The sequence below is a fragment of the Brucella sp. NBRC 14130 genome, from assembly GCF_040371715.1.
Lineage (GTDB): Bacteria > Pseudomonadota > Alphaproteobacteria > Rhizobiales > Rhizobiaceae > Brucella > Brucella intermedia.
In genome coordinates this window covers 72,003-92,727 of sequence record NZ_BAABTE010000004.1, presented here as the reverse complement: position 1 = coordinate 92,727, position 20,725 = coordinate 72,003, and the positions used below count along the sequence as shown (strand labels likewise).

Below are 20,725 nucleotides of genomic sequence, written 5' to 3'. Positions count from 1 at the left end.
TACCAGCGCGGCTGTCACCGTCAGAAAAGCTGCAAGGATCGTACCCTCGATAATAAAATACCAGTGCATGAGCGAAGCTCCTATGCCGGAACTCTGCCGCCGCCAGATCGAATGTTCGATGCCCATGGAATTGCTGCCTGCGGTTCTTCGAGAATATTTCGCTTGAGGGCGAAGCCTGCTACCGCATGGCGCGCGACGTGCAGGGGTTTGAGACCGTTCTGCGCATCGCAACATGCCTTCCATGTCATTTCATATATGACATCGCGGTCATGCTCCGGCCATTCATAAAGATAATCTATTGCATCTTCAACGCAGGCAATTTCGCGAATGAGATAGGGCCCATCCTTAACAAATACAGGGCTGTCAAACAAACGGTCGCTCATCAGAACCTCCATTTGATCGAACGAAAATGTTAGTGTGACGGCGTCGATTTAGTAAGCTGCCACGGCCGTTCAAGTGGCCGGAATAAAAAAGTTTTCAGCTTCTGGGGTTTAGGGGCAGGACCCTGTCAATTTGATGGAAATGGCGCCTGAAATGACTAGGGCTGCCAGGAGAGACGCGCAGGCACATTGCTTATCGCTTATTACAAAGAGCTGAATTACACTCTGTCGGGCAGTGTCTTGCGGTTGGGGGAACGCATCCTTGGGTTTTGACGAGAATACTCTGTTTTTTGCGGCGGGTATCTGCTCCCTGGCAGTGGCCCTGACGATCCTGAGTGTCTGGTACCAGAACTCCCGCGACAGCTTCCTGTTGTGGGGTTGCCTTGGCATGATTCTGCTCGGCACGGGGGCGGTGCTTTATTATGCCGGTCCGTTGCCGCTGGCCACGGCCTCCATCATTGCCTTCACCCTCGAAAGCCTCGGCTTCATATTGCTGATCCTCGGTTCGCGGCAGATTTCGGGCCGTGCGGTTCGCAGCCGCTTTTTGATCGTTCTGGCGATTGCCGTCATCTGCGCGACGGTGCTGCCGATCCTGGCGGGACAGACAGGCACCGGCACGGCAATTTTCAACCTGACATCGGCCCTGTTGCTCCTGCTGACCGCGAAGGAATATTTCCATGTCTACCGCGAGGCGCCGGTGCCCGTGACAGGCATGATCGCGCTTTATGTCCTGACGGCGATCTCGTTCTTTCTCTGCGGTGCGGTGATCCTTTATGAACGGCAATGGGTGATGACCGCCATTCCCAGCAACTGGGCTGAACATATCAATGCGATAACGGCCATCATCGGGATTACGGGCATTGGCGCCCTGTCGCTGAATTTCACCCAGTCGCGTATTGCGCGCCGCCACGCCAATGACGCGCGCACCGACAGCCTGACCGGATTGCTGAACAGGCGCGCCCTTTACGATGTGCTGACCGACAATGAATTGCAGCTCGGGGATTCCGTCGTGATCTTCGACCTCGATGCGTTCAAGTCGATCAACGATACGCACGGCCACATCATCGGCGATGAGGTGCTTGGAACCTTTTCCAATGTCCTGCGCAGCCATGTCAGATGCGAGGCGCTGATTTCCCGCGTCGGCGGCGAGGAATTCGTCCTGGTCCTGCGGCAGAAGCAGAACAGCGAGGTTCTCGCCATGGCGGATGCGATCCGCAAGGCCTTCGCAGCGACGGTTTTTGAAGCTCTGGCCGGTGATTTTTCCACGACGACCAGTGCGGGCATCGCATTCTGTACGCCGGGAGACCGTGATTTCCTGACCGTGTTCCACCGGGCGGATGCTGCACTTTATCGCGCCAAGCATCTGGGACGCAACAAGGTATGCACCGAACTGCACAGCGTCGCCTGAACCCTCTGGGCGTGATGAAAATGGGCCCGAAAATCGGGCCCATTTCCGCTTATCTCGTCATGTGCCGAAGCGTTCTTCGCTGAGCGCCGCCGCCATCAAGGCCCTGGTATAGTCCTCGCGCGGGCGATCAAAGACCTGTTCGGTGTCGCCCTGTTCGACGATCTTGCCGTTCTTCATCACGATCACATAGTCCGAGACGGCGCGCACGACCGCCATGTCGTGGCTGATGAAGAGATAGGACAGTCCATGGTCCTTTTGCAGGTCGCGCAGAAGCGTGACGATCTGCTTCTGCACCGAACGGTCGAGCGCACTTGTCGGCTCATCGAGCACGATGACGCGCGGTTTCAGGATCATCGTGCGCGCAATGGCGATGCGCTGGCGCTGGCCGCCTGAAAATTCGTGCGGATAGCGGTTGCGCATGGCCGGATCGAGACCGACTTCCTTCAGCGCCTCCTGTGCACGGCGGTCGCGTTCCTTTGCCGAAAGGTTCGGTTCGTGGATCAGAAGCCCCTCGGTAATGATGCGTCCGACCGTCATGCGCGGGCTCAGCGAGCCGAACGGGTCCTGAAAGACGAGCTGCAATTCACGGCGCTTGGGGCGCATTGCTTGCGGCTCGTGCGGCAATTCCTGCCCCAGATAGGCGATGCGGCCCTCGGAGGCTATCAGCCGCAGGATGGCGCGCCCCAGCGTGGACTTGCCCGAACCGGATTCGCCCACGATGCCGATGGTCTGGCCCTGCTTCAGCGTCAGCGAGACATTGTTGACGGCTGTGAGGTAGTTGGCGGCCCCAAGCCACGGCTTGCTGATGAGAAAATTGACTTTCACATTATCGGCGCGAATGAGAACCGGCGCATCATCGCGGGGAGGAGTTTTTTCGCCTTCCGGCTCCGCGTTGAGCAGCATCTTCGTATAGGCGTGCTCGGGCGCGCTGAAGAGCTTTTCCGTCTCGTTCGTTTCGACCACTTCGCCCGAGCGCATCACGTAAACCCGGTCGGCAAAGCGCCGCACGATGCCGAGATCATGCGTAATGAAGACCACCGCCATTCCAAGCCGCTTCTGCAGATTGGCCAGAAGGTCGAGAATCTGCGCTTGAATGGTGACGTCGAGCGCGGTCGTCGGTTCGTCGGCGATCAGGATATCCGGCTCGTTGGCGAGCGCCATGGCGATCATGACGCGCTGGCGCTGGCCGCCCGACAGTTCATAGGGATAGCTGTCGATGCGGCGTTCCGGTTCGGGAATGCCGACGAGCCTGAGCAGTTCGAGAATGCGCGGGCGCGCATCCTTCTTGCTCAACCCGCGATGATAGCGGAGCGGTTCTGCAAGCTGGTCGCCGATGCGGTAAAGCGGATCGAGCGATGTCATGGGCTCCTGAAAGATCATGGTGATCTTTGCGCCGCGGATGGTGTTGAGCTTCTTTTCGGGCATGCCGATCAGATCCTGCCCGCGATAGAGCGCCTGACCGGTAGCCCTGCCGTTCTGGGCGAGAAGGCCCATCATCGCCATCGTCGTCTGGCTCTTGCCCGAACCGGATTCTCCCACGATTGCGATGGTCTCACCCGCTTTGACATCGAGATTAATGCCGCGCACGGCTTCGACGGGGCCGTCATGCGTGTCGAAAGTGACCTTCAGGTCGCGCACGCTCAGAATGTTTTCACTTGTCATCTCAGCGATCCTTCGGGTCAAGGCTGTCGCGCAGGCCGTCGCCAAGGAAGTTCAGCGCAAACAGGATGGTGGTCAGCGTGATGGCAGGCCAGATCAATAGCCAGCTGGCGCCGCGCATGTTCTGGGCACCTTCGGAAATCAGCAACCCCAGAGAGGTGAGGGGGTCCTGAACGCCGAGACCGAGGAAGGAAAGGAGACTTTCGAGCAGGATTGCCTTCGGCACCAGAAGCGTCACGAAAACGATGACGGGGCCGAGGGCATTCGGGATGATGTGGCGGGTAATGACGCCGCTGCGTGTCGCGCCGAGCGCTTCCGCCGCCTGCACGAATTCCTGCCGTTTGAGGCTCAATGTCTGCCCGCGCACGATGCGCGCCATATCCAGCCATTCCGTCGCGCCGATGGCGATGAAGATGATGAAAATGGATCGCCCGAAGAAGACGAGCATCAATATGACGAAGAAGATGAAGGGCAACGAATAGATGATATCGACAAACCGCATCATCACATTGTCGATGCGCCCGCCCAGATAGCCGGAGATGGCACCAAAGGACACGCCGAGGATCAGCGACATGGCGGAAGCCAGCAGGCCGATGGCGAGCGACATGCGAACGCCGACGAAGATGCGGGTCATCAGATCGCGGCCCAGATTATCGGTCCCGAGCAGGAAATAGTTGCGCGTCACGTCGAGCGTGAGCTTGCCCGACAGCCCATCGGACGCGATATCGATCTTGGGATTGCTGAACAGATCGGAACGCTGGAAATAACGCAGCACGCGGTCATCTGTCGGGCGCTGCGAGGTGAAATTGACAACGACATTGTTGCCGGTCAATTCCGGTTCGCCGGCGGCTTTCAGCCGTGCACGGGCCAGTTCGCGTTCAAGGCCGGGCATGATCGTATCCGCGCGCGGATAGGCTTCGAGGCTCGGAGCCACGCGCACGAACTGCGGATAGATCTTGTCATAGGGATGCGGGCTGAGCATGGGGCCGAACACGCCCAGAAAAGCCGTCACGAGAAGGGCGATGGCGCTCGCCACGGCGGCCCTGTTCTTGCGCAGGCGCAGCCATGCATCCTGCCAGAGGGAGCGGCTTGGAACTTCCAGCCGGGCTGTTTCGGTCGGAACGGAAAGATCAGTCATAGCGAACCCTCGGATCAAGCCATGCATAGAGAAGATCGACGATCAGGTTGAAAACCACGATGAAGATCGAAATGACGACAACGGTTCCCATGACGAGGGTGTAATCGCGGCTGAGCGCGCCCTGCACGAAGTAACGGCCGATGCCGGGGATGCCGAAGATCGTCTCGACCACGACCGAACCGGTGAGCAGGCCGGCGGCGGTGGGGCCGAGATAGGAAACGGCGGGGAGCATGGCGGCGCGCAAGGCGTGCACGCCGACAACCACGCGGGAAGGCAGGCCATAGGCGCGCGCCGTGCGCACGTGATTGGCGCGCAGCGCCTCGATCGTTGCGCCGCGCACGAGACGCGCAATGACGCCCACCTGCGGCAGTGCCAGGGTAAGGACCGGCAATATCCAGTAGGATATATTGGCCGAGGACCAGCCGCCCGCCGGAACCCAGCCGAGAATGACACCGAACAGAAGGCTGAGGAGGGGGGCCACGACGAAGTTCGGCGTGGTGATGCCGAATGTGGCGAGCGCCACGACGAAATAGTCGATGGTCGAGTTCTGCTTCAGGGCTGCAAGCGTGCCGAGAAACGTTCCGATGATTGCCGCAAGCGTCAGGCCGAGCGTGCCGAGAACGATCGATACCGGCAGGCCGGAAGCGAAGAGATCATTCACGGAGAAGTCACGGCGCGTGAAGCTCGGTCCAAGATCGCCATGCAGAAGATTGCCCAGATAAATCAGATACTGCTGCCACAGCGGCGCATCCATATTATAGGCCTTCTTGAGATTTTCCAGGATCAGGGGGTCGATGGGCCTTTCAAGGTCGAAAGGTCCGCCGGGCGCCAGCCGGATCGCAAAGAATGTCAGCGTGATGATGATGAATATCGTGGGTATCGCACTACCCAATCGTCGGAGCGTATAGCCCAGCATGTTCTTTTCCCTTCTTTGCCGAACCGCCGTGCAGCGGTCCGGCAAATCCCAAACTCTTTGTTTTATGCATTTTCCTTATGCAAAACCGCTTCGCGCCCTTGGCTGGAAAATGCTTCTTGGGCCTTGTTTTTCTTGTGTTTTCAGTTCTTCAAGGATAGCCAGCGGGTGCCGTGGGAATTCATCAGGTTGTTTTCATACCCCTGAACACGGTCGGCAACGAGCGCGGTGGACGAGTAATACATCAGCGGAACGACGGCCCCCTCGCTGAGCAGGATTTTCTCTGCGTCTGCGAGAATGTTTGCCCGGTCGGCGAGATTGGTCGTCGTGGCGGATTTCGCCATCAGCGCGTCGTAATCCTTGTTCGACCATTCGGCGTAATTGAAATAATTGCCGGTGGTATAAAGCTCCAGGAACGAATTCGGATCATTGTAATCGCCGATCCAGCCGTCGCGGGTAATGTCGAACATCCCCTTTTCCTGAAGGTAGTTGTAGAAGGTCGTACCCTCGACCTCGTTGAGCGTGGCCTTGATGCCGATATTGCCCAGCATATTGGCGATGGCCGCCATGGTATTCTTGTGGTTTTCCGAAGTGTTGTAGCGCAGGGTAACCGAAAGGCTTCCCGGCTCGACACCGGCTTCCTTCAGCAGCGTTTTGGCCTTGTCCTCACGGTCCAGAATGTCCGCATCGGCAAAATCCAGCTTCGGAGCGTCCTTGACGTAATTCACTATGCCGGGCGGCACCATGGAACTGGCTGGCAGCATGACGCCGCGCCAGACTTCACCGGCGAGGAAATCACGATCGATAGCCATGGAAATGGCCCGGCGCACACGCGGATCGCGCAGCTTGCTCGACGGCTCGCCCTTGATGTCGATATAATAGATCCCGAGATAGGGGGCGAGGCGGAACTGGCCGCTCAGGTTCTTCTTCACATAGTCCATCTGCTCGGCCGGAACATCGGAACAGATATCGACTTCCTTCGCTTCAAAACGGCGCATGCAGCTTGCACGGTCTTCAAACGGTATCCAGTTCACCGCATCGATCTTCACATTGGAAGCATCCCAGTAGTTGGGGTTCTTCTTCATGGAAATCTTGTCATTGGGATTGAAGCTGACAAGCGTATAGGCGCCATTGGTCACGAGATTGCCGGGCAGGGTGAACTTGTCGCCGAACTTCTCGACCGCTTTCCGGTTGAGCGGAAAACCGGTCTGGTGGGTGAGCAGTTCCAGAAAATAAGGGGCAGGGTTCTTGAGCGTGATCTGCAATGTTTTGTCGTCAAGCGCCTTCACGCCCAGCTGGTCCAGCGGCATCTTGCCGGTAGCGACTTCCTCGGCATTCTTGATGGCATATAGGACGCTGGCATATCCGGCGGCGGTTTTCGGGTCCATGATGCGGTGGAAAGTGAACTCGAAATCGCCAGCGGTGACGGGATCGCCATTCGACCACTTGGCGTTCTCGCGCATGTGGAACGTGTAGATGAGGCCGTCTTCGGAAATGTCCCATGAGGATGCGGCGCCGGGAATGGCCTCACCCTTCTCGTTCTGCACAAGCAAACCCTCATAAAGGTCGCGCAGGACACGGTTTTCCGAAACTGTGGTCGTGTGTTGCTGGTCCAGCGTGGCGGGATCGGTATCGTTGCCCCGGTTGAGCACTGTTTCTGCCGATGCGGCACCTGCCAGCGCCATCAGGCAAACGCCTGTCATCAAAATTCCGCGAACCATGAAAAACTCCCATATACTTTTTTACAAAATGTTCGCCCCGCAAAAGGGCCTTCCGGAACTGCCGGAAGAAAAATGGGCCGCGCCGATAAGCGCAGCCCAAGCTGAAAATTTATTGTTTTAAGGAAAGCCAGCGCGTCTTGTGGACATCCATCAGGTTGTCGGTCCAACCCTCGACCTTGTCCGAAACAAGGGCGCGCGAGGAATAATAGAGGATCGGAATATTGCTCAGTTCATCGAGCTTCAGCTGTTCGGCTTCGGCAAGCGTCTTGGCGCGTTCCTTGAGATCAAGGGTTTTTGCCGCCTTTTCCATCAACGCATCATAATCGGCGTTCTTCACCTTGGAATAGTTGAAGCTCACATCGCTCTGGCTGATGTAGAGGAAGTTCTGCGGATCGTTGTAATCGCCGATCCAGGCAGCGCGGGCAATATCGAACGGACCATCGTCACGCATGTAGTTGAAATAGGTCGCGCCTTCGGTTTCGTTGAGCGAAGCCTTGATGCCGATATTGCCAAGCTGGTCGGCGATGGCAGCCATGGTGTTCTTGTTGTTTTCCGAGGTGTTATAACGCAGTTCGACCGAGAGCGTATTCGGTTCGACGCCTGCTTCCTTCAACAGTTCCTTGGCCTTGTCTTCACGCTCGAGCATATCGTCGGAATATTTCAGCCTTGGCGCATCCTCAACATAATTGGCGATATGGGGAGGAACCATCGAATAGCCGGGCAGCATCGTGCCCTGCCAGACCTGATCGGCGATGAAATCACGGTCAATGGCCAGCGAAATGGCCTGACGGACGCGCGGGTCCTTCAGCTTGCTGTCGGCGGTCTTGCCCTTCACCGGCAGATAGTAGACGCCGAGATAAGGCGCCAGGCGGAATTCCTTGGAAAGGTTCTTCTTCACATAGTCCATCTGCTCGGCCGGAACGTCGGAGCAGACCTGCACTTCCTTCGCCTCGAAACGGCGCATGCAGCTTGCGCGGTCCTCGAACGGTATCCAGTTGATCGTATCGATCTTCACCTGATCCGCTTCGTAGTAATGCGGGTTCTTCTTCATCACGATCTTGTCGTTCGGGGTGAAGCTTTCCAGCATATAGGCGCCGTTCGTCACCATCTTGCCGGGCGTGGTGAACTTGTCGCCGTTGGCCTCGACGCTCTTCTGGTGCAGCGGGAAGCCGGTCTGGTGGGTCAGAAGCTCAAGGAAATACGGAGCAGGGGAGTTCAAGGTCACCTTGAGCGTATGGTCGTCGACGGCTTCCACGCCGAGCTGGTCAGTCGGCTTCTTGCCGCCGGCAATGTCTTCGGCATTCTTGATGACGAACAGCATGCTGGCATAACCGGCGGCTGTCTTCGGGTCCATCAGGCGGCGGAAGGTGAACTGGAAATCGCCGGCGGTGACCGGGTCGCCGTTCGACCATTTCGCATTGTCGCGCAGATGGAAGGTGTAGACCGTGCCGTCTTCGGAAATATCCCAGGATTTCGCCACACCGGGAATTGCCTCGCCCTTGGCGTCCTGAATGGTCAGGCCGTCATAAAGGTCGCGCAGGACATTGCCTTCGGACACAGTCGAGGTGCGGTGATGGTCCAGCGTCGCCGGGTCGGTGTCGTTGCCGCGATTGAGGACGGCTTCGGCTGAAGCAGCACCGGCCAGCGCCAGAAGACATACACCTGTCAGTAGAAATTTACGATACATGTGAGAACCCCTCCTTTGAAATTTTTGAAATGCCCCGCATCTTATTTATAAGATCGCCACTTGCAAGAGAACTTATCAACACTTTGACTTAATTAATATATTCACAATTTTTTGAGTAATTCGCGCGCTAAACTTCTGGTACGGGGTCACGGGTTTTCATCTGATTTACAAAGCCGGAATGCCATCTGGGCGCGCCCAGAAAACGCCGCATTTCCCGCGATTTCCGACATTTGAATGTCAGTTGGAATGCGCGTGAAAACGGCTCGATTCGCTGGAAAGTTACATGCACAGTTTCAGCGGCGATCCTGTTATAATCTGCATTCTGCCGTTAATCGCCGTCGCGCATGCGGGACGATATCCACCACTATCGCGATAGGTCCATCGCTTCACATCGGATAGTTCCATAATACATATTATCTGATTTACGCTGAGGCCCGAAGGCCTGCTCCCGCAAAGAAAGAAGCGCCTTTTCAGGCGCTTCCTCTATCATCAGAATGTCCGCTGCAGCATGATCAAGCCTTGCCAGGCGTCTGTCCCGTTGAGGACCGACTTCTTGTCGCGCCACCGCACATAAGAAACCTCCGGCGTGACCGTGAAGCCCGGAACCATTTCGTAAGCAACATTTGCGGTCGTGTAGAATGTATTCACGCCGTCATAGGAAAGCTCGGCATTGAATACGGTCTTGTTGGACATCTTGTAGGCGCCGCCGCCCCAGACGGCCCAATCGCCACCCCATTGGCCGTAGAAACTGTTGATCGCGCGAACCTGCCCCGCGACCTGTCCGTCCTCGCCCTTGACGTCCATATAGCTGTCCTTGTTGGACTTGTAGGCTCCCATGGCCCAAAGGGACAGCTTGTCGGTAATGTTGAGATTGCCGCGCAGCTTGCCCGCCCATTCTTCATTGCGGGCATCATAGGCGGCGACTGCGATGATGGCGCCCCAGTCCTTGGAGTATTTCACGCCGCCAACGACATGCGGGGCGTAATCGCTTATGGTGCCGTCATAGCCATAATCATGATCGGTGTCCTTATTGTTGCCCTGTTCGAGCGCAAGGACAGCCGACCAGCCATCTTTACCGGTATAGGTATAGCTGATCGCGGCGGTGCGTGCGCCGCCAGCCGGGATAACATCGTCGTTGAAGACGTCGCCAAGATAGCCGACGAAAGATGTGAAGACCGAATAATCGAGACCGACACGCAGCCCGCCCAAATCCACATATGCAACGCGCAACGACCCGGTGGAGCTGGAATCCGCGCCATTGCTCCATTGGAAACGGGTTTCCGCATAGGTTTTGAGCGTACCCAACTCCGTCTCGGATGCTGTGCTGGCGCGAAGCGTGAAGCGCGTGGAAATATCCCAGGTGTCGCGCTTGGTGGAGCGCTGCAGATATGGCGCACCGTCCTTGTCGGTAAAGCCGCGGCCATAGACATCATCGCCGCCCTGCATGAAATAGCGGACATAGCCATGAACCCGCAGGCAGGTTTCGGTGCCGGGTATGTAGAAATACCCAGCGCCATAGGCATCGCAGACCCTGACATATTGTGCTGCATCCGGCTCGGGTGCGACTATGTTGTCCGCACCATATGCCACGGAAAGGGTGCTCAGAGTCGCAATGGAACTCATCGATAATAAAGTAAATCTCATTTCCCCTCACAAATATTTAAAAAGTTATTGTCAAAGATTTGCTTCGTCTTACGATGCGTGAGAATGATAGATGAAAGGAATATTTTTCTCTAATCGCAAGTTGTATTACATTAATTGTATCGCACAATTAGTTGCACGTTATTGAAGAGGAAGTGGCAATAAAGCGGGGGTAATTACTTAAAATAGTAAGCCTGACACTGAACGGATACAGTTACTTATTCTCGCGGCCCTTGGGGCCGCTTTGTCATTGGGAGGGTTTCATGTATCTACGTTTCGTTCTTGCAAGCGCTTGCTGGCTTTCCTTGGCTGGCGCCGCGTCGGCTGAAATCGTGCTTAACCGCGACAGCGGCAGCGATCTGTCATCGCTGGATCAGCATCGGACAACAACGGCGCAGGAAGGCGCCCTGCTGCGTGATCTTTACGAAGGGCTCGTCACGGAAGACGGCAAGGGAGAGCTGATACCGGGCGTTGCACAATCCTGGGATATTTCGTCCGATGGACTGACCTATACGTTCCGCCTGCGGGAGAACGCGAAATGGTCGAATGGCGATCCCGTCACGGCTGGAGATTTCGAGTATTCGTTGCGCCGCATCATGGACCCGAAAACCGGTGCTGGTTACGCCAGCATCCTCTATCCGATCAAAAATGCGCGGGAAATCAATACGGGCAAACTGCCGGTCGATCAGCTCGGCGTCCATTCGCTGGACGATCATACGCTGAAAATCACACTGGCCTCCCCCACCCCTTATTTCCTTCCCATACTGGCCCATCAAACGGCCTTGCCGCTCAACCGGAAAGCGGTCGAGAAATACGGCGACAAGTTCACCATGGCAGGAAACATGGTGTCGAACGGTGCATACACATTGGTGAGCTTCACGCCAAATGCCCAGATCGTCATGAAAAAGAACCCGTATTTCTGGGATGCCGGAAGCGTCAGGATCGACGTGGTGAACTGGGTTCCGTTTGAGGAGCCTGCCTCGTGCATGCGCCGGTTTGAATCCGGCGAGATACAGATTTGTGGCACGGTTGCTGCCGAGCAGATGGACTATATCAAGGCAAATCTGGGAAAGAATCTGCGCGTCGCCCCCTATTTCGGCATCTATTTTGTCAGCGTCAAAGGCGAACCCGATGGCAAGTTGCGCGATCCACGGGTGCGTCAGGCCATCTCGATGGCAATCGATCGCAATTTTCTGGCCAGTGAAATCAGGCGCGGAATGATGGTGCCCGGCTATTCGATGGTGCCTCCCGGCACCCAAAACTATGTCGCGGATGCGCCACGTCTGGAATATAAGGACCAGGATATTCTCGATCGCGAAGACAGGGCGAGACAATTGCTGGCGGAGGCAGGCGTCAAGCCGGGCAGCCTTTCAGTCAAGCTGCGTTATGCCACCTCGATCAATAACAAGAACTCGATGATCGCCATTGCCGACATGCTCAAGAATATCGGCATAGAGGCGTCGCAGGATGAAGTCGAAAGCACGACCTATTTCAACTATTTGCACGAAAAGGGCATGTATGATTTTGCCTATCAGGCGTGGATTGGCGATTACAACGATCCCTATTCCTTCCTGAGCCTGTTCACCACCGGCAATTCCTTCAATATATCCGACTGGTCGAACAAGGATTACGATGCCCTCATCACCCGGTCGGAAACCATGACCGACGCCAAGGCGCGGGCGGAAACGCTTGCCAAGGCCGAGCGCATCCTGTTGAAAGAAGTGCCGGTCATTCCCCTGCTCTACCCCTTGTCGCAAGCGCTCGTATCGGAACGGGTCGAAGGCTATAGCGACAATCTGACGAACGTGCACGCAACCCGCTGGCTGTCCCTCAAGACCCAATGAGGCATGCTCCATTGCACGCTATCGCGCTTGGGCAGGGATGATCCCTGCCCTTGGCACTTCATTATCGAAACTCAAAAACGGCTCTTTGCAAAACGTTGCTGCAGCCATTGGGCGGCGGGCCCCTGTCGCCGCCGCTTGTTCCAGATCAGTTCCAAAGCGACGGGATGTGCGCCCTCGTCGAACTGTAACCGGGGAATGACGAGTTCCGGCGCCAGCGGCGAGTCCTTCAGTATATGTTCGGGAATGAACGCCCAGCCGATCCCTCGCGTGAGAATTTGCAGGATGACCCAGTGGCTTTCCACCCACCAAACATCCGCGCCGACCCGCAGGCGCTGGCTTTCAGCCGTATCGCTGTGCTTTCGCGCCATGATCTGGCGAAACGAACGCAGATCTTCCCAACTGACCGCTGTTTGCGCCAGCGGGTGCGTGCGTCCGCAGACCAGCACCAGAGGCACCCAGCCGATGGTATGGAAGCCAAGTTCATCCGGCATCTGTTCGGCGCGCCACATGACCCCGAGATCCGCCTTTCCGTCCAGCACAAGCCCGCTTATCGCGGTCGAGGGTGGGAATTTCAGTTCCAGCTCGACATGCGGAAATTCCTGCGCGAAAGCGGCAAACAGCGTGGCGATGGCTGGTTCAGGGTAAAGTTCGTCTATCGCGACGACGAGGCGGGTTTCAACGTGATCGCCGAAATTTCTGGCGACTGAAATCAGGTGCTCCCGCCGGGCAAGCAGCAGGCGCGCTTCCGGCAACAGCCGTGCTCCGGCCTCGGTGAGCACCGGATTGCGGGAAGCCCGGCTGAACAGCTTGACGTCGAGATCGTCTTCCAGCGAGGAAACCAGCGTGCTGATGGCGGACTGCGCCTTGCGCAGCTGCCGCGCGGCAGCCGAGAACGAGCCGTGGTCCGCGGAGGCCACAAAAGCTTCGAGTTGCTCCAGTTCGATGCTCATCTATCTGAATTCCAGATAATATCTAACTTTTCTTATCGTCTGAATAAGATAGAAGCACGCCCGTTAACAACAGGGATTAAAGGAAATGCGCAGTTTTATGGACCGTGTCCGCCATGCAATGATGTTTGAAATCATCGGTCTGGCGATCTTCATACCCGGTTCGGCCTTCATTCTGGACAAGCCTGCGGCAGAGATGGGCGTCATCGGCATTGTTTCGGCTACCACCGCGACCGTGTGGAATTTTCTGTTCAATCTGGGCTTCGACAAGGCGATGCTGCGCTTCACCGGCAGCGTCAGCAAGAGCATGATTGTCCGGGTGCTGCACGCGATCCTCTTCGAGGGCGGTTTGATCGTGCTCCTGATCCCGTTCATCGCCTGGTATCTGGGAATTTCGCTGGTAGCCGCCCTTGTGATGGATATAGCGATTGTCGTCTTCTATCTGGTCTATGCGTTTGTGTTCAATATCGCATATGACAAGCTGTTCCCCTTGCCTGTCGGTCAGGCCGCGCACGCGGTTTGAGCTTTCTTCAGGAGCGATGCAGCCGCACGGGGCGAGTTTGGCAGCCGGCTCTCAACAGGGAGCGCGGCGCTTGCGCAAATTCGCCTGACGCTGTTCCCATGCGATGAGCAGCAGGCTCGCCAGCACGATCAGGAATGCCCCGGCAAAGACATTTGTTGCCGGAACTTCCGCCCAGATCAGGTAGCCATAGATAAAGGCCCAGATCAGACCGCTATATTCCACGGGCGCCAGCGCGGAGGCCGGTGCGTGGCGAAACCCTTCGTAAAGAAGGAACTGGCCGAGCGTCGACACCAGCCCGAGACAGATCATCAGCATCCAGCCGGAAAGGTCGGGCTCCTGCCAGGTCCATGGAAACGACAGCGCGCAGGCCAGACCGAACAGCAGGCTGGTCGCATACATCTGCGTCATCGTGGTTTCGCTGCGGCTGACAAGCCGGATCAGGATCGTGCTCCATGCCCAGCAGAAGCCTGCAACGATGCACATGGCGGCGGGAATGAGATTGGGCGAATGGGTCGGGTTCGCAGCCACGGTCACGCCGATGAAACCGATGGCGCAGGCGATCCACCGCCCCGGCCCGATCTTCTCTTTCAGCACGAGGATCGACAGGAACATGACCATGATCGGCGCGGAAAAATAGAGCGTGGTCAGTTCTGCAAGCTCAAGATGGCGAGCCGCATTGTAGAACAGCAACCACGCGCCGAGCATCAGGCCCGCGCGGAGCACGATGGTGTTGCGATAAGGGCTTTTGAAAATCGACGGATGGCGGTGATAGCGGATCAGCACGCCCGTGATGAGCACAATCACCAGGCTGCGCATGAACAAGATCTGCGGCACCTGATAGGTCGCGACGAGCCATTTCACCATTGCATCCTGAAGGGCAAAACAAGCGTAGCCGCCGCAAGCAAGGGCAATGCCTGCAAGCGGTCTTGAACTGACTGACCCGGTGTTCATGGATTCCCCGATCCGGTCCAGGAATCCCGTAGCGGGATGGACCACGAACGCTGAATTTGCAGGACTGGAGCCCATAAGCAAGAGGCTGATATATGACGGCTGCAGACGGAAGCGCCAATGTAGCCGGAATGCAACAAATTGGGAGCCTGGAGCGGTTCCGGTTAAAACGGAATTGTCGGAACCGCTCCAGGTATTTGTCTTGTCGCATTATCCACCGCATCGAAGCGGGATAAGAATTCAGTCCAGTGAACTGATTTCCCGCGTAGACGCTTCGCACTTTTGCTGGAAATGCTCTAGAACACCAGGGATCGATGCGCCGCTGTTCCCGCCGTCACCCCGTCGGCAACTGACCACGCAACGCTGTGCGCACCGCGCGTAATATCGCCTGCCGCGAAAATGCCCGGCACCGTTGTCGTCTTCATACCGTCCGTCCGTATCGTTCTGCCGAGCGGCAGTTCATCCATCGCGCAGCCGAATATTCCGGCAATTTCGCTGTTCAGGCGATTACGGGGGCCGATGTAAAGCGCATCGACGGGCACCAGTCGCCCGTCGTCAAGCTCGACCTGCGAAAGTTCTGTCCCCTGCCCGCAGAGCGCACGGACGGGGCTGCGTTCAATCTTCACGCCGCGCCGTTGCAGTTCTGCCAATGCCTCGGCATCCGGCTCCATTCCCTTGTCGATGAAGAAGGTCGTGGGTCCCCATTCGGAAATCAGCATGGCCTGATGCACCGACATGGGCGACAGATTGAGAACGCCAAGCTGCCGGTCGCTGAATTCATAGCCGTGGCAATAGGGACAATGAATGACCGTATTGCCCCATCGCTCCGCAAGGCCGGGAATATCCGGCAGTTCGTCCGATATGCCGAAGGCAAGGATCAGCCGCCGCCCCTCGACGATCTCGCCACTTTCGAGTTCGATCCTGAAATTGTCGATTTCGCCGCCGCCGGAAACGGCCTTTCCTTGTGTGAAGGTCACGGTTGGATAGGCTTCGACCTGCGTTTTCGCGGTATCCAGCATGGAAAGCGGATTGCTGCCGTCCTGCGCAAGGAAACCGTGCGAATGTTCGGCAAAACGGTTGCGCGGTTTTCCGGCGTCGATCACGCGGACAGTTCGCCTGCCGCGCGCCAGATAGGTTGCCGCAGACAGGCCGGCGAAGCTGCCGCCGATAATGATCGCATCATGACGCATGACTGCTCTCCAGATCGAACTTTACGCCGCGTTCCAGCGCGCGTTGATGAAAATCCGCGCTCAGCATGGCGAGCGTGACCTCGCCAAAACGCTCCAGAAGAAGGTTTTCGGCGTCGCTGAATGCCTTGCCGAGCGAAGCGTTGACCGCCTGTTCCACCAGGCATTCAGGCTTTTCGGCGCGGTTTCCCATGGCCAGAAGTGTCGGTTCTCCAATGGCTTCGTAAATGTCGCGCAGCGTCACCTTGTCGAGATCGCAGGCGATCTCCCAACCGCCGCCATGTCCCTTTTCCGAGCGGACATAGCCCTGCTCGCGCAGACCGCCCATCACACGCCTGACGACGACCGGATTGGTGGTCATGGCTTTGGCAAGAACCTCCGATGTGACCGGCCCTCTATGTTCCGCCATGTGAAGAAGGACGTGCAGGACGCCCGATAGTTTGCTATCTCTTTTCATGTAACTATAAATGTTACGAGAATCGGCAAATGTCAACACACCCGGCGAAAAACCCCGGATCAGATAAATGTGATAGCTATGGCGCGGGCTTGATTATGTAGCTGTTTCAGGCCTGCAAAGGCACCGTTACATCACCGGGCGTATGATGGTTTTCAGGCCGTTGGCCTCACCGGCTATCAGCCGGGCATAGGCGCGTGGCACTTCATCGAGCGGGATTTCCCGGTCGACAAGCTGTAATAGCTGCGCCTCAAGATCGGGCAGAAGCCTTGCGATTTCATGCAGTTCGTCCTGATAGGCGTGGCAGCCGATCAGGCTTATCTCCCGCTCGACCAGACTATTCGGATCAAGCTCGATCTTGCCATGGGATATGCCGACCAGTGCCAGCGAGCCGCCGCCGGAAAGCACGTCGAGCGTTGCCTTGAGTACGCTGATATTGCCGGTGGCATCGATCGCATGGCGGATCGGCTGGCCACTGATTGCGGCTTCAATCGCCGCCTTGTCGAGAGGCACTGCGGTCGCGCCGGTGACTGTTGAAACGAGATTGGCGCGTTGGTCATTGCGGTCGCAGACCAGCACCGGACCGTCATGCAGGCGGGAGAGCAGCAGCGCTGCAAGCCCGCCGATCGGCCCACAGCCGACAACGAGAACGGCCTCGCCCGACGGCACACGCTGCCTGCGGATGGCGTGCAGTGCCACCGACAGCGGCTCGCCCATCGCGGCGACCACCGGATTGATGGCCGGGTCGTAATGAACGAGCAGACGGACGGGAAGTGCTGTCTCCTCGGCAAAGCCGCCATCGCAGACTTCACCGATGAAGCCCAGCGTGTCGCAGACATTGTGCCTGCCGCTTTTGCAGGACGGGCATTCGCCGCACCAGTAACGGGAGTCCGCGATCACCGTATCGCCTGGTTTGAAGCCGGTCACGCCATCGCCGGTTGCGGTCACGATGGCGGCAAATTCATGGCCTGCGACCGAAGGGGAACGGCTGATCCACTGTCCGGTCATGAAATTATGCAGGTCCGAGCCGCATATGCCCGCAGCCGTCACCTTGAGCCGGACCCAGCCCGGCTCGGGATGCGCCGGCGGGTCGATGGTCTCGACCCGCAAATCCTTTGCCGCATAAAGCCGGACAGCCTTCATCGCAGCCCCTCCCGGCCTTAGAGGTAATCCTTGCGGATTTCCGACACGGCGTTCTCGTGCGAGGAGAAGCCTTCATAACGTGCCAGCGTGCGGGCATGTTTTGCAAATTCCGGATAGGCGGATGCCGTCACATAGCCGATGGACGAACGCTTGACGAAATCCGTTACCGAAAGCGGACCATAGGTGCGCGCCCAGCGGCTGGTCGGCAGCACGGCGTTCGGGCCGAGGCCGAAATTGCCGATGACAACCGGCGTGTGCGGTCCCATCAGGATTTCGGCGGCTTCGGTGATATGGCCGAGATGCGCGAACGGATCGGTCGAAAGAAGCTCCAGATGTTCCGGCGCATAGTCGTTGATGAACCTGTAGCTCTCTTCCACGGATGACGTCAGGACGATGCCGCCATATTTGCCGGTAAGCACGGTCCTGGAGAAGCCGACGCGCTGCTCGGTCATGCGCGCCCAATGGTCCGGTAATGCGGCCAGCGCTTCCTCCGCTACGCGGCGGCTGTGCGTGACGAGCCATGCCGATGAATCCGGGCCATGTTCCGCTTCGATCAAAAGGTCGAGCGCCGCAAGCCCGCCCTTCACCGTATCGTCGGCGAAAATGACCGCCTCGGAGGGGCCGGCAGGCAGGCCGGGATCGATCACGCCGCCAAGCAGGCGCTTGGCCGCAACCACCCACGGGCTGCCGGGGCCGACGATCTTGAGCGCCGGTTTCACCGTTTCCGTGCCATAGGCAACGGCAGCGACAGCCTGCGCGCCGCCGACCTTGTAGACGGTTTCCACACCGGCAAGGCGTGCTGCAACGAGCGTGGCAGCATCGACTGAACCATCCGGCGTTGGCGGAGTGACGATGGCAAGATCAGGCACGCCGGCGACCACGGCCGGAACCGCGGTCATCATGGTGACGGACGGAAACGCCCCCTTGCCACGCGGAATATAGAGCGCGACGGAGCGGATCGGCGTGAAACGATCGCCCGCAAAGGCACCGGGACGCATTTCCTTCAGCCACATGGCTTCCGGCTTCTGCTCCTCATGGAAATGGCGGATATTGTCGATACCGAACTGGATGGCCTCGATCACGTCCTTTTCCACCTTGTCGAAGGCGGCATCGAACTCGGCTTCCGTCGCTTTGATGTTGGCCGGGTCAACCTCGGCCTTGTCGAGATCGCGCGCAAAGCGGACAAGTGCCGCATCGCCTTCCGTGCGAACGGCTTCGATGATCGGCTTCACTTTCTCGATAAAACCGGAGAGGTCGGTTTCCGAACGCTTGAGCAGTTCGGCGCGCGCTGCATCGTCCAGTTTTGCCAGTTCGTGAAAAGAAACATCGGACATGATCGGCTCCTTGCCGGTTGCGGTGGAGATGCAACCGGTCATTTCGATTTGAGGAAGATGTCGAGCCCGACCAGCCGGTCGAGCAGGAAGATGGCGGCGGCGGCACAGGCGATGAAGACGACGGAGATGGCCGCAAGGTCCGGCGTGATGATGGACCGGATTGAATTGTAGATCTGCACCGGCAGCGTGACGATGCGGGCATCGACCAGAAGCAGGCTCACTAGAAATTCGTTCAGCGCCAGAATGAACATCAGAAGCGAGCCGCTGATGACGCCCGGCACCACGACCGGCAGGGTGACGAAGAAGAAGGTCGAGATCGGCCCTGCCCCGCAATTGGCGGCGGCAAGTTCCAGATCGGCATCGAGATTGGCGGCACTTGCCGTGACGGCCCAGATCATGAAGGGCAGATTGATGACGCAGGCTGCAATCCCCACCGGCCAGAGCTGGCCCAGTATGCCCGCCTGACCGAAGATCAGCATGAGGCCGATGCCGGAACCGATCAGCGGAATGGTAAATGGCAGCAGCAGGTAAATCTGGATCGTCTTTTCAAATCGCACTGCATATTTGGCAAGCGCTATGCCCGCCAGCGTTCCGACCGGAATGGCGACGATGGTGCAGATGAAGGAGACATAGAGCGAGCGCAGGAATGCATCCCAGAGGTCGCTCGTTCCGGCGATCTTCTGATACCATTTGAGCGAAAACCCTTCCGGCGGAAAGGTGATCATGTTGCCCGATGTGAAGGAAGCGCCAAGCACCACGATGGTCGGTGCGGAAAGCAGCACCAGAACGGCGATAACAAATGTCCATATGACGATGGATTTCGACAGCGGCGAGGTCATTTGCGCGCCCTCCCCATGGCAAGCGTGCCTGCCCCGAACAACGTGAATACGATCCCGACGAGGATGGAGCCGACGCCGACCAGAAGCAGCGCCAGCGTCGCGCCCAGTCCCTGATCGGATGTGCGGAAGAACTGGTCATAGATCGCATTGGCGATGAAATCCTGCGATCCGCCGCCCAGAATGGCTGGTACGGCGAAGTCGGTGAGCGAAAGCGTCATCACCACTAGCCCCGCGCCGATCAGGCCCGGACGCGCCATGGGCAGCACGACATGGGCGAAGGTCCGCAGCCAGTTCGCGCCGAGCGAGCTTGCAGCCGCTTCCATTTCTTCCGGAATGGCGGTGAGCGCCGGTGCGAGCATCAGTACGGCGAATGGCAGCATATACTGAATGAGGCCAAACAGAACCGCCGGATAGTTATAGAGGAGCCGCATCGGCGCGATGCCGACAAGGCCAAGCGCCTCGTTGACCATGCCCTGATTGCCGAGAATGATGAGCCAGCCATAGGCGCGCACCACCTGCCCGATGAAGAACGGCAGGAACAGCGCGATCAGCAGGAATTTGCGCAAGGCAGCAGACGGCGTGCGCACCATGAGATAGGCATAGGGAAAGGCCAGAACGAGCGTGAACACGGTCACGACGAGGGAGCCGAACAGGCTGCGCCATGCCACGGTTGCAAAGAGGCTTTCCGTCAGCGCGCGCTTGTAATTGGCGAGCGTGTAATAGTCCGACATCAGGAATGTCGAAGTGTCGAGCGTGCGCAGGCTGGTATCCGCGATCTGGATCAGGCCCAGCACCAGCAGTCCGACCAGGACAATCGCCGGAAGCAGCATCAGATAAGGCACGGCGCGGTTGAACCGCGCAGGCCACAGAAAGGCTGCGATTGCTTCCAGCGCATCCATGATGCGCCAGACAACCGGATAGGCAGTGCGTGCCGCTCGCATGTCTCAATTCCTGAATAT

The 20,725-nt window shown here is 57.9% G+C and carries 18 protein-coding genes; 3 read left to right on the top strand and 15 right to left on the bottom strand.

Features of this window, described 5'->3' with window-relative positions:
• Positions 1-80: 80 nt before the first annotated feature.
• Complete coding sequence (locus tag ABWW28_RS09075) at positions 81-383, bottom strand: DUF982 domain-containing protein (RefSeq protein ID WP_025090310.1); 303 nt, start codon at positions 381-383, stop codon at positions 81-83.
• Between the two features lie 259 nt (positions 384-642).
• On the opposite strand from ABWW28_RS09075, the gene ABWW28_RS09070 reads away from it, so the two are divergent.
• Positions 643-1,788: a GGDEF domain-containing protein gene (locus ABWW28_RS09070; protein ID WP_176587786.1), complete on the top strand. Its 1,146-nt coding sequence runs from the start codon at positions 643-645 to the stop codon at positions 1,786-1,788.
• A 57-nt stretch (positions 1,789-1,845) separates the two neighbouring features.
• Here ABWW28_RS09070 and ABWW28_RS09065 read toward each other — a convergent pair whose 3' ends face one another.
• The 6 genes from ABWW28_RS09065 to ABWW28_RS09040 form a co-directional block, all read right to left on the bottom strand.
• Positions 1,846-3,450: an ABC transporter ATP-binding protein gene (locus tag ABWW28_RS09065; protein ID WP_176587787.1), complete on the bottom strand. Its 1,605-nt coding sequence runs from the start codon at positions 3,448-3,450 to the stop codon at positions 1,846-1,848.
• 1 nt (position 3,451) lies between these two features.
• Positions 3,452-4,585 carry an ABC transporter permease gene (locus ABWW28_RS09060; RefSeq protein ID WP_176587788.1) on the bottom strand — a complete coding sequence of 378 codons (1,134 nt, stop codon included), beginning with the start codon at positions 4,583-4,585 and terminating at the stop codon, positions 3,452-3,454.
• Entirely contained in the window at positions 4,578-5,501 is a 924-nt protein-coding gene (locus tag ABWW28_RS09055; RefSeq protein WP_113462690.1) for an ABC transporter permease, read from the bottom strand. Before ABWW28_RS09055 ends, ABWW28_RS09060 begins: the two co-directional genes overlap by 8 nt.
• 140 nt (positions 5,502-5,641) lie before the next feature.
• Complete coding sequence (locus ABWW28_RS09050) at positions 5,642-7,219, bottom strand: peptide ABC transporter substrate-binding protein (RefSeq protein ID WP_025090316.1); 1,578 nt, start codon at positions 7,217-7,219, stop codon at positions 5,642-5,644.
• A 109-nt stretch (positions 7,220-7,328) separates the two neighbouring features.
• Positions 7,329-8,906 carry a peptide ABC transporter substrate-binding protein gene (locus tag ABWW28_RS09045; protein WP_176587789.1) on the bottom strand — a complete coding sequence of 526 codons (1,578 nt, stop codon included), beginning with the start codon at positions 8,904-8,906 and terminating at the stop codon, positions 7,329-7,331.
• A gap of 489 nt (positions 8,907-9,395) precedes the next feature.
• Entirely contained in the window at positions 9,396-10,550 is a 1,155-nt protein-coding gene (locus tag ABWW28_RS09040; RefSeq protein WP_176587790.1) for a porin, read from the bottom strand.
• 260 nt (positions 10,551-10,810) lie between these two features.
• Between ABWW28_RS09040 and ABWW28_RS09035 the strand changes: the two genes are divergently transcribed.
• Positions 10,811-12,391, top strand: a complete 1,581-nt coding sequence (locus ABWW28_RS09035) for a peptide ABC transporter substrate-binding protein (RefSeq protein WP_176587791.1) — start codon at positions 10,811-10,813, stop codon at positions 12,389-12,391.
• A 71-nt stretch (positions 12,392-12,462) separates the two neighbouring features.
• Here ABWW28_RS09035 and ABWW28_RS09030 read toward each other — a convergent pair whose 3' ends face one another.
• Complete coding sequence (locus tag ABWW28_RS09030; protein WP_176587792.1) at positions 12,463-13,341, bottom strand: LysR family transcriptional regulator; 879 nt, start codon at positions 13,339-13,341, stop codon at positions 12,463-12,465.
• Between the two features lie 85 nt (positions 13,342-13,426).
• On the opposite strand from ABWW28_RS09030, the gene ABWW28_RS09025 reads away from it, so the two are divergent.
• Positions 13,427-13,861 (top strand): PACE efflux transporter, encoded by a 435-nt coding sequence (locus ABWW28_RS09025; protein ID WP_113474095.1) that lies wholly within the window; start codon positions 13,427-13,429, stop codon positions 13,859-13,861.
• A gap of 51 nt (positions 13,862-13,912) precedes the next feature.
• Here the strand turns inward: ABWW28_RS09025 and ABWW28_RS09020 are convergent, their stop codons facing one another.
• The 7 genes from ABWW28_RS09020 to ABWW28_RS08990 all read right to left on the bottom strand — a co-directional run bounded on the left by ABWW28_RS09020 (position 13,913) and on the right by ABWW28_RS08990 (position 20,707).
• Positions 13,913-14,812, bottom strand: a complete 900-nt coding sequence (locus ABWW28_RS09020; protein WP_021586035.1) for a DMT family transporter — start codon at positions 14,810-14,812, stop codon at positions 13,913-13,915.
• A gap of 293 nt (positions 14,813-15,105) precedes the next feature.
• Entirely contained in the window at positions 15,106-15,999 is an 894-nt protein-coding gene (locus ABWW28_RS09015) for an NAD(P)/FAD-dependent oxidoreductase (protein WP_176587793.1), read from the bottom strand.
• Positions 15,989-16,453, bottom strand: coding sequence for an Rrf2 family transcriptional regulator (locus ABWW28_RS09010; protein WP_075041435.1), 465 nt, complete (start codon positions 16,451-16,453; stop codon positions 15,989-15,991). Before ABWW28_RS09010 ends, ABWW28_RS09015 begins: the two co-directional genes overlap by 11 nt.
• Before the next feature lie 126 nt (positions 16,454-16,579).
• Complete coding sequence (locus tag ABWW28_RS09005) at positions 16,580-17,593, bottom strand: zinc-dependent alcohol dehydrogenase (RefSeq protein ID WP_176587794.1); 1,014 nt, start codon at positions 17,591-17,593, stop codon at positions 16,580-16,582.
• A 17-nt stretch (positions 17,594-17,610) separates the two neighbouring features.
• Positions 17,611-18,927, bottom strand: a complete 1,317-nt coding sequence (gene hisD / locus ABWW28_RS09000; RefSeq protein ID WP_031346404.1) for a histidinol dehydrogenase — start codon at positions 18,925-18,927, stop codon at positions 17,611-17,613.
• A 38-nt stretch (positions 18,928-18,965) separates the two neighbouring features.
• Positions 18,966-19,766, bottom strand: a complete 801-nt coding sequence (locus tag ABWW28_RS08995; protein WP_006468850.1) for an ABC transporter permease — start codon at positions 19,764-19,766, stop codon at positions 18,966-18,968.
• Positions 19,763-20,707 (bottom strand): ABC transporter permease, encoded by a 945-nt coding sequence (locus tag ABWW28_RS08990; RefSeq protein WP_021586041.1) that lies wholly within the window; start codon positions 20,705-20,707, stop codon positions 19,763-19,765. The genes ABWW28_RS08995 and ABWW28_RS08990 overlap by 4 nt, the downstream gene beginning before the upstream one ends.
• Positions 20,708-20,725: the final 18 nt, after the last annotated feature.

Excerpts from the sequence above, each read along its gene's own strand:
- ABWW28_RS09045 (WP_176587789.1), bottom strand. The coding sequence starts at position 8,906 with ATGTATCGTAAATTTCTACTGACAGGTGTATGTCTTCTGGCGCTGGCC.
- ABWW28_RS09050 (WP_025090316.1), bottom strand. The coding sequence starts at position 7,219 with ATGGTTCGCGGAATTTTGATGACAGGCGTTTGCCTGATGGCGCTGGCA.
- ABWW28_RS09010 (WP_075041435.1), bottom strand. The coding sequence starts at position 16,453 with ATGAAAAGAGATAGCAAACTATCGGGCGTCCTGCACGTCCTTCTTCAC.
- hisD (WP_031346404.1), bottom strand. The coding sequence starts at position 18,927 with ATGTCCGATGTTTCTTTTCACGAACTGGCAAAACTGGACGATGCAGCG.
- ABWW28_RS09035 (WP_176587791.1), top strand. The coding sequence starts at position 10,811 with ATGTATCTACGTTTCGTTCTTGCAAGCGCTTGCTGGCTTTCCTTGGCT.
- ABWW28_RS09060 (WP_176587788.1), bottom strand. The coding sequence starts at position 4,585 with ATGACTGATCTTTCCGTTCCGACCGAAACAGCCCGGCTGGAAGTTCCA.
- ABWW28_RS09030 (WP_176587792.1), bottom strand. The coding sequence starts at position 13,341 with ATGAGCATCGAACTGGAGCAACTCGAAGCTTTTGTGGCCTCCGCGGAC.
- ABWW28_RS09065 (WP_176587787.1), bottom strand. The coding sequence starts at position 3,450 with ATGACAAGTGAAAACATTCTGAGCGTGCGCGACCTGAAGGTCACTTTC.
- ABWW28_RS09015 (WP_176587793.1), bottom strand. The coding sequence starts at position 15,999 with ATGCGTCATGATGCGATCATTATCGGCGGCAGCTTCGCCGGCCTGTCT.
- ABWW28_RS09025 (WP_113474095.1), top strand. The coding sequence starts at position 13,427 with ATGCGCAGTTTTATGGACCGTGTCCGCCATGCAATGATGTTTGAAATC.
- ABWW28_RS09040 (WP_176587790.1), bottom strand. The coding sequence starts at position 10,550 with ATGAGATTTACTTTATTATCGATGAGTTCCATTGCGACTCTGAGCACC.
- ABWW28_RS09055 (WP_113462690.1), bottom strand. The coding sequence starts at position 5,501 with ATGCTGGGCTATACGCTCCGACGATTGGGTAGTGCGATACCCACGATA.
- ABWW28_RS08990 (WP_021586041.1), bottom strand. The coding sequence starts at position 20,707 with ATGCGAGCGGCACGCACTGCCTATCCGGTTGTCTGGCGCATCATGGAT.
- ABWW28_RS08995 (WP_006468850.1), bottom strand. The coding sequence starts at position 19,766 with ATGACCTCGCCGCTGTCGAAATCCATCGTCATATGGACATTTGTTATC.
- ABWW28_RS09075 (WP_025090310.1), bottom strand. The coding sequence starts at position 383 with ATGAGCGACCGTTTGTTTGACAGCCCTGTATTTGTTAAGGATGGGCCC.
- ABWW28_RS09005 (WP_176587794.1), bottom strand. The coding sequence starts at position 17,593 with ATGAAGGCTGTCCGGCTTTATGCGGCAAAGGATTTGCGGGTCGAGACC.
- ABWW28_RS09020 (WP_021586035.1), bottom strand. The coding sequence starts at position 14,812 with ATGAACACCGGGTCAGTCAGTTCAAGACCGCTTGCAGGCATTGCCCTT.